This is a genomic window from Marinobacter halodurans (genome assembly GCF_004327985.1).
GTDB classification, from domain to species: domain Bacteria; phylum Pseudomonadota; class Gammaproteobacteria; order Pseudomonadales; family Oleiphilaceae; genus Marinobacter_A; species Marinobacter_A halodurans.
The window spans coordinates 87067-94225 of sequence record NZ_SJDL01000020.1 but is presented as its reverse complement, the minus strand read 5'-3'; the positions used below and the strand labels follow the sequence as shown (position 1 = coordinate 94225).

General features: G+C 60.6%; 8 protein-coding genes and 2 tRNA genes. All 10 read right to left on the bottom strand.

The genetic code is table 11. The features are described from left to right. Positions 1–181: 181 nt before the first annotated feature. The 10 genes from EZI54_RS13500 to ruvB all read right to left on the bottom strand — a co-directional run bounded on the left by EZI54_RS13500 (position 182) and on the right by ruvB (position 7017). Positions 182–257, bottom strand: a tRNA-Lys gene (locus tag EZI54_RS13500). A 79-nt stretch (positions 258–336) separates the two neighbouring features. Next, a tRNA-Lys gene (locus EZI54_RS13495) sits at positions 337–412 on the bottom strand. A 136-nt stretch (positions 413–548) separates the two neighbouring features. After that, a complete protein-coding gene (ybgF, locus tag EZI54_RS13490; RefSeq protein ID WP_131482410.1) occupies positions 549–1316 on the bottom strand; it encodes a tol-pal system protein YbgF in 768 nt (255 codons plus the stop codon). A 13-nt stretch (positions 1317–1329) separates the two neighbouring features. Further along, entirely contained in the window at positions 1330–1911 is a 582-nt protein-coding gene (pal, locus tag EZI54_RS13485) for a peptidoglycan-associated lipoprotein Pal (RefSeq protein WP_207389214.1), read from the bottom strand. An 87-nt stretch (positions 1912–1998) separates the two neighbouring features. After that, entirely contained in the window at positions 1999–3288 is a 1290-nt protein-coding gene (gene tolB, locus EZI54_RS13480) for a Tol-Pal system beta propeller repeat protein TolB (protein ID WP_131482409.1), read from the bottom strand. Positions 3289–3329: 41 nt separating this feature from the next. Beyond that, positions 3330–4370 carry a cell envelope integrity protein TolA gene (tolA, locus tag EZI54_RS13475; RefSeq protein ID WP_242674461.1) on the bottom strand — a complete coding sequence of 347 codons (1041 nt, stop codon included), beginning with the start codon at positions 4368–4370 and terminating at the stop codon, positions 3330–3332. A 7-nt stretch (positions 4371–4377) separates the two neighbouring features. Beyond that, positions 4378–4818, bottom strand: coding sequence for a protein TolR (tolR, locus tag EZI54_RS13470; protein WP_131482408.1), 441 nt, complete (start codon positions 4816–4818; stop codon positions 4378–4380). Positions 4819–4836: 18 nt separating this feature from the next. Next, positions 4837–5529 (bottom strand): protein TolQ, encoded by a 693-nt coding sequence (tolQ, locus tag EZI54_RS13465; RefSeq protein WP_131482407.1) that lies wholly within the window; start codon positions 5527–5529, stop codon positions 4837–4839. A gap of 38 nt (positions 5530–5567) precedes the next feature. Then, positions 5568–5993 (bottom strand): tol-pal system-associated acyl-CoA thioesterase, encoded by a 426-nt coding sequence (ybgC, locus tag EZI54_RS13460; protein ID WP_131482406.1) that lies wholly within the window; start codon positions 5991–5993, stop codon positions 5568–5570. Between the two features lies 1 nt (position 5994). Continuing rightward, positions 5995–7017: a Holliday junction branch migration DNA helicase RuvB gene (gene ruvB / locus EZI54_RS13455; protein WP_131482405.1), complete on the bottom strand. Its 1023-nt coding sequence runs from the start codon at positions 7015–7017 to the stop codon at positions 5995–5997. Between the last annotated feature and the right edge of the window lie 142 nt (positions 7018–7159).

Here is a 7159-nt window from a genome sequence, read left to right as displayed (position 1 = left end):
TGCCGTTCGGCTAGTGGTTCCCCTTACCGGGCCCACAGGGGACTTGCACCCCCAAGTCATCCGGCCAGCACCACCTGTACCAGAACAGCGCCCGTCAAGGCGCTACGCGCCATGCCTGGCGCACCAATAAAAAAGGGGAGCCTTGGGCTCCCCTTCTTCAGGCAGGATGAACTGCCGTATTTGGTGGGTCGTGATGGATTCGAACCATCGACCAATTGGTTAAAAGCCAACTGCTCTACCAACTGAGCTAACGACCCAGAACAGCTTGCGACTCGCCCTGATAACTCGCGGGGCTTGCCGCCTGAAAGCCGCTCCAGGGCGACTTTCTGAGTTAGGTGGTGGGTCGTGATGGATTCGAACCATCGACCAATTGGTTAAAAGCCAACTGCTCTACCAACTGAGCTAACGACCCCAAACGAGGCGCATATGGTACGGATTTTTTTTGGCTTGGCAAGCCCTTTCTTCAAGGAATTTTCCTGATTTCGGCAGAAATCTCCTGCCAAACCAACCACCTGATTACAAAGCAGTCAATCAGGCGCCCTGTTTGATCAAAGCTTGGTCAGGTAGTCCCTGGCCAGCTTCGCCGCATTGGAATCCGGATACTTCTTCGGTACCGACTGAAGCGTCGACCGGGCCTCCGCATTGTCGCCCATACGAGCCTCGGTGACCCCAAGCTTGTACAGGGCATCCGGCGCCTTGCGATGATCGGCAAACCGGGTCGCGACAATGGTAAACGCCTGCTTCGCCTGAGGCAGCTGTGGCTTGGCCAGATAAACCTCGCCGAGCCAATAATAGGCGTTGACCGTCAGATCCCCTTCGGGATGCTCGGAAATAAAGCTGTAGAGCCTGTCGATCGCCTGGTCGTACGCCTTCTTGTCACGGATGAGTGCCTGGATCTCATCGTACTCGGCCTGCTCCTCCTTGGTCGGCGCCCGATATTCCCGGGTTTTCTGGACCTGCCCGGTGTCTCCACCGCCCTGGTCCGCGGCTCCGCTTGCGTCCCCCGGGGACTCCGCCGGCTGCGCCGATTGCTTGCGCGACAGATCCAGCACGCGCTGGTCCAGATCGATGTAACGCTGACGCGACTGGCGGGAAAGCTGATCGAGCTTGTGACGCTGCTCTTCCAGATCACCCTGCAGTTCCTGCACCTGTCGGCGCAGCTGCTGGATCATGAAGTACAGCTCGGAACTGGCCTGGCTGTCTCCCGACTGGCTCCGCGCCGCGGAGTCGGCGTTCTGGTAGGCGGGAACCGAAGATTGCGCCAGGGCGCTGCCACTCAGCGACAGCGCCACGGCGGCCATGAGAAATCGTCTCATGTGCCACACCCTGTTATTGGTAGATCAGTTCCACACGACGGTTCTGGGCATATGCGCTCTCGTCGTGCCCCATCACAGCCGGCTTCTCTTCACCATAGCTGATGGTTTCGATCTGGTCGCGGGAGGCGCCATTCACCACCAGGAAGCGCTCAACCGCCTTGGCACGACGCTCGCCCAGGGCCAGGTTGTATTCCTTGGTGCCGCGCTCGTCCGCGTGACCTTCCAGGCGCACGCTGCGGTTCGGGTTGGCCGCCAGGTACTTGGCATGGGCGATCAGCACGTCGCGGGACTCGGACTTGATCTCAGAGGTATCGAAATCGAAGTAGAAGGTGGTGATCTTGCGCATCGCCGCCTGCTCCTGCTGGGCGGCCTGCTCCGCCTGGGCTGCACGCTCCTCGTCCGTCATGGTCTGGGAGGAAACGCCGCTGGAGCCCTCGCCACCATACACTTCACTACCGCCTTCCTGGTCAACGGCAGAAACGTCAGAGCCGTAAGCACCTTCTTCCTGCGTGCCACCGGTTGAACTACAGCCTGCCATGACGCCCATGGCCACCAGCAATGCGAATAACTTGGAATAGGTACGAATCATTTTCATGTCCTTGATTGGTTTTGATGAATGAGCCGCTGAACGCCGGAAACGGTCCGGAACCGACCCAGTGACCCATAAGTTACCGTTTTAACGTCAATTCAGGAAGGGCGACCAGGCCGGCTCACGCACATCACCGAACCGCGACGGCAGAATGTAGTTGGAACCACCGTCGGCGGAAATGACCGCAAGCACGCTCTTGCCGCCCTCCTGGGTTGCATAGATCAGCAGACGCCCGTTGGGAGCCACACTGGGCGACTCGTCCAGCTTGGTCCGGGTCAGAATCGTTTCCTCCCCGCTTTCAATATTCATTCGCGCAATATGGAAATAGGAATCGCGCTGGTGAACATAGAAAATGTTTTCGCCATCCGGACTGAACCGGGGGCGAGCGTTGTATCGGCTACCAAAGGTCAGACGGCTCAGGTCTCCACCATCGGCGTCCATCCGGTAAACCTGGGGGCCACCGGAACGGTCCGATGTGAACACGAAGGAGTTGCCGTCGGGCGCCCAGTCGGGTTCGGTATCGATGGCCCAGTGATCCGTCATACGCGTCAGCTTGCGACTGGCGACATCCATTTTGTAAATCTCGGCGTTGCCGTCCCGGGACAGGGTCATCAACAGCGAGTCGCCGTCCGGTGACCATGCCGGAGCGGAATTCAAGCCGGGGAACTGGGCAATCCGCGTGCGCTTGCCGGTTGCCAGTTCCTGGATATAGATGGCCGGGCGCCCCGTCTCGAAGGAGACGTAGGCCAGCCTCCTGCCATCAGGCGACCATGCCGGAGACAGGATGGGCTCTTTCGACTTGAGACGCACACTCGCCCGCTTCCCATCGACATCGCTGACATTGAGACGATAGATGCGTTTACCGTTTTCCATGTCCAGCGTGACGTAGGCAATCCGGGTCGAGAACACGCCCCGGGTACCGGTGATCGCCTCATAGACCTTGTCGCTGATGTGGTGGGCCAGCGTACGGAGGTTGTCTGCCGCTACGGAGGCCGTCTCGCCCATAATCCGCTTTTCGCGGTTCACATCGAACAACTCGTAGCGCGCGGAGACTTTATTGCCCCCCGCCGGCTGGACCTGGCCGACCAGCAGGTACTTCTGCCCAAGCAACCGCCAGTCGCGATAGAACACGTCGTCTCCGTTGGTGGGCAGGCTCAGCATCCGCTCGCTAGGCAGCGGTTTGAACTCACCGCTCATCGCCAGATCCTCGTGGATGATCTGGCTGATATTCTCGCTGGGCTGGAACCCGTCAGCCTTGCCGAAAGGCACCACTGCAACCGGAATGGCGTTATCGGCACCTTCGGTGATCCGAATCATCAGTTCGGCCTGGGCCGGCAGCGCTATAACGGCCGCGAGCACCATGGTCACTATTACACGCATCATTCTGTGCATCCTGTCTTTACAGATCGGTTTAAATCAGCGCCCTACTTCAGCGTCTCCGGGTCGAACTGAATCGAGAAGCGACGGAAATAGGTGTTGAACACGTCCGCGTCGTCAGGCACCGGGAATCGATTCACGCCCCTGACGGCGCTGAGCGCCGAGTTATCAAACGCCTGATTACCGCTACTGTCAGTGATCTTGACCGATACCAGTTCACCGGTTGGCAGCAACGTGATCTCCAGTGTCGTTTTCAGTCCTTTACGGGCCGAGGACGGGATATACCAGGCGTCGCTCAACTTCTGCCGGATCAGGGCCTCATACTTCTCACTTTCGGAGGCCATCCGGGCCTGCCGCGCCTTGGCTGCCGCAGCGGCCTCCGCCTTTTCGCGAGCGGCCGCCTCCTGTTGCTGCTGGGACTGCTCAGCCATGGCAGCCAGTTGCTGCTCGCGCTTGCGGCGCTCTTCCTCGCGCTTCTTCGCCTCCGCCTCGCGACGCTCCTTCTCGAGCTGCTCCTGGCGCTGGCGCTCCGCCTCTTCCTGTTTACGCTTTTCCTCGGCCTTGCGGCGCTCTTCGGCGGCTTTTTGTTCCGCCTTGCGCTTCTCTTCCGCCGCTTTCTTCTCAGCCAGTTCCTTGCGCCGCTTTTCCTCTTCAGCCTTCTTCCTGGCCGCTGCAGCGGCTTCGGCCTCGGCTTTACGGCGGGCCTCTTCCTTGGCCTTGGCCGCCGCTTCCTGTTTTTCCTTTTCGCGGACCAGGGCCTGCTTGCGAGCCTCCTCCTGACGCTTCTGTTCTTCAAGCTTCGCCTGTTCCGCGGCCTTTTTCCGGGCTTCTTCCTGAGGATCCGGTTTGGGCTGCGATTCCGGCTGCGACGGAGGCTTCACTTCCGGCTTCTTGGCGGCCACCGGCTCCGGCATGATCAGCCGGGCCTGGATACTGCGCGGCGGCGGCTCATGGCTGGGCTTGGACCAGGACCAGCCCACCAGCGAGAACACCACGATCCCCACGTGCAGCGCGATGGACAAAGCCACCGGGCTGCGCCAGGGCGGGCGCGACAGATAATCATTGGGTTCGCGTTTGTTATCCGTCACCACCGAATCAACCTTCCGGTTCCTCCGTTATGAGTCCGACGCTGGAGGCACCTGCCGACTGCAGGGCCGCCATCAGCCGGACCACGGTTCCGTAATCCACGTTCCGGTCACCCCGGACCAGCACATCGCGCTGGCTGCGGCCGGACAACACCTTGTTGACCTGCTCGGTCAGCGTCGCCAGCGGCATCGGATCGGACCCCTTGTCACCAATCTCGATGTAGTACGCGCCATTGGCATCGACAGAGACGATGACCGGCTCAACGTCCTTGGGTGCCTGCATCGGGTCCGCGGTCGTCTCCGGCAGATCGACCTTGACCCCCTGGGTCATCATCGGTGCGGTTACCATGAAGATCACCAGCAACACCAGCATGACGTCGATGTAAGGCACCACATTGATCTCAGCCATCGGCTTGCGCCGGGGCGTCGAGGTTATTCCCGTACTTTTCATACTGTGCCTCCCGGCAGCTTAGGCTGCCCGGCCCTTTTCACTGCTGTGAACACGACGGTGCAGGATGCTGGAGAACTCTTCGGCAAAGGTCTCGTAATTCTTCATGAACGCGTCGGACTTGGCGGCAAAACGGTTATAGGCCACCACCGCCGGAATAGCGGCAAACAGACCCATGGCAGTGGCAATCAGGGCTTCGGAAATGCCCGGCGCGACGGTCGCCAGGGTGGCGTGCTGGACCTGCGCCAGGCCGCGGAAGGAGTTCATGATCCCCCAGACCGTGCCGAACAGCCCCACATAAGGACTGGTGGAACCGACCGTCGCCAGGAACGGCAGGTGAGCTTCCAGCTTCTCCTGCTCCCGGGACAGGGCCACCCGCATGGCCCGCTGGGAGCCATCCATTACCGCATCGGGATCCTGGCTCTGCTGGCGCAGGCGGGAAAACTCCCGGAACCCGGCCCGGAACACCGACTCCAGACCACTGTGTGCCGTCGGATTGTTGCTCACTTCGCGGTAGAGCTGCCCCAGGTCCATACCCGACCAGAACTGCTCTTCAAACGCCAGTTGGGCCTTGCGCGCTTTCTTGAATACCTGGAGGCGTTGAAACACCTGGGCCCACGAAATGATCGAGGCCAGGACAAGCAGCAACATGACCACCTGGACCAGGAAGCTGGCATTTGCAACAAGACTCCAAACCGAAAGATGTGACTCCACGTTTCACTCCTGGATCTGAATCGGACCGCGCCGGCCCTTCAATTCGCTGATTTTTCCCTGACGATGGCCTGCATGGCATTCGGCAGCGCCCGCGGGCGACCGCTATCCAGCGCCACACAGGCGACTTTGACATCCGCTTCCGCCAGCAGGGCACCGTCGGCCTGGCGAATGACCTGCTGCTTGAAGCCAAACCAGACCCGGCCGCTGGTAACCAGGTTCGCCGACACCCACAGCTCGTCATCGAGCCGCGCCGGCTGCCGGAAATGGATGTCCATTTTCTGCACCACGTAACTGATGTTGTCTTCAAGGCCGGATCGCAGGGCGACGCCCTGACTGCGCACCCACTCGGTACGCGCCCTCTCCATGAAGTGCAGGTAACGGGCGTGATAGACGATGCCGCCGGCGTCGGTATCTTCGATGTAGACCCGCACCGGCCAGCGGAATTCCGGGTTCGATGCGTCCATGTTACGCCCCCTCCGAATCGGAACCCGGCGGTGTTACCCCGAAATGCAGGTAGGCGTGGCTGGTCACCATGCGCCCACGAGGCGTGCGAACCATGTAGCCCTGCTGGATCAGGAAGGGCTCCAGCACATCCTCGATGGTGCCGCGCTCTTCGCTGATGGCGGCGGACAGGCTCTCCACCCCCACCGGACCGCCGTCGAACTTCTCGATCATCGCCAGCAGCAAACGGCGGTCCATGTGATCGAAGCCCTGGTTGTCCACCTTCAGCATGTTGAGCGCCAGGTCGGCCACCTCGGCGGTAATCACGCCATCTGACTTCACCTCGGCGTAATCCCGCACCCGACGCAGCAGTCGGTTTGCTATCCGCGGGGTTCCCCGGGACCGGCGGGCGATCTCCCGGGCGCCGGCATCCTCCATCTCCACACCCAGCAGGGACGCCGAGCGCTGGACGATGTGGGTCAGATCGGCGTTGTTGTAGAATTCCAGTCGCTGGACGATACCGAAACGATCCCGCAGCGGCGACGTCAACAGGCCCGCCCGGGTCGTAGCACCCACCAGGGTGAACGGAGGCAGGTCCAGCTTGATCGAACGGGCCGCCGGCCCCTCGCCGATCATGATATCGAGCTGGTAATCCTCCATGGCCGGATACAGCACTTCCTCAACGGCAGCGTTCAGTCGGTGGATCTCATCGATAAAGAGGACGTCGCCCTCTTCCAGATTGGTGAGCATCGCCGCCAGATCGCCGGCCTTTTCCAACACCGGACCGGACGTGGTCTTGATGGCCACGCCCATCTCGTTGGCAATAATGTTGGCGAGCGTGGTCTTGCCCAGTCCGGGCGGACCGAAAATCAGGACGTGATCCAGGGCTTCCTGGCGACGACGCGCCGCGGAGATAAAGATCTCCATCTGCTCCCGAACCGCAGGCTGGCCGACGTATTCGGACAGCAATGAGGGACGAATAGCACGATCCTGTACATCTTCAAACGCACTGCTCTGCGGTGAAATCAGGCGATCGGATTCAATCATGGCGTTGGTTCGCGGGCATCCTGTTGTTGATCTGTATTCCGTGGCGACGCGTTCAACATCATTTCACGTTCATTTTACAAACGCGAGTCCTGCTGTCACGTTACGCTCAGGTCAGATTCCTGTCAGACGACAAGTTAAGTTG

Excerpts from the sequence above, each read along its gene's own strand:
- ybgC (WP_131482406.1), bottom strand. The coding sequence starts at position 5,993 with ATGGACGCATCGAACCCGGAATTCCGCTGGCCGGTGCGGGTCTACATC.
- tolR (WP_131482408.1), bottom strand. The coding sequence starts at position 4,818 with ATGAAAAGTACGGGAATAACCTCGACGCCCCGGCGCAAGCCGATGGCT.
- ybgF (WP_131482410.1), bottom strand. The coding sequence starts at position 1,316 with ATGAGACGATTTCTCATGGCCGCCGTGGCGCTGTCGCTGAGTGGCAGC.
- tolB (WP_131482409.1), bottom strand. The coding sequence starts at position 3,288 with ATGATGCGTGTAATAGTGACCATGGTGCTCGCGGCCGTTATAGCGCTG.
- pal (WP_207389214.1), bottom strand. The coding sequence starts at position 1,911 with ATGAAAATGATTCGTACCTATTCCAAGTTATTCGCATTGCTGGTGGCC.
- ruvB (WP_131482405.1), bottom strand. The coding sequence starts at position 7,017 with ATGATTGAATCCGATCGCCTGATTTCACCGCAGAGCAGTGCGTTTGAA.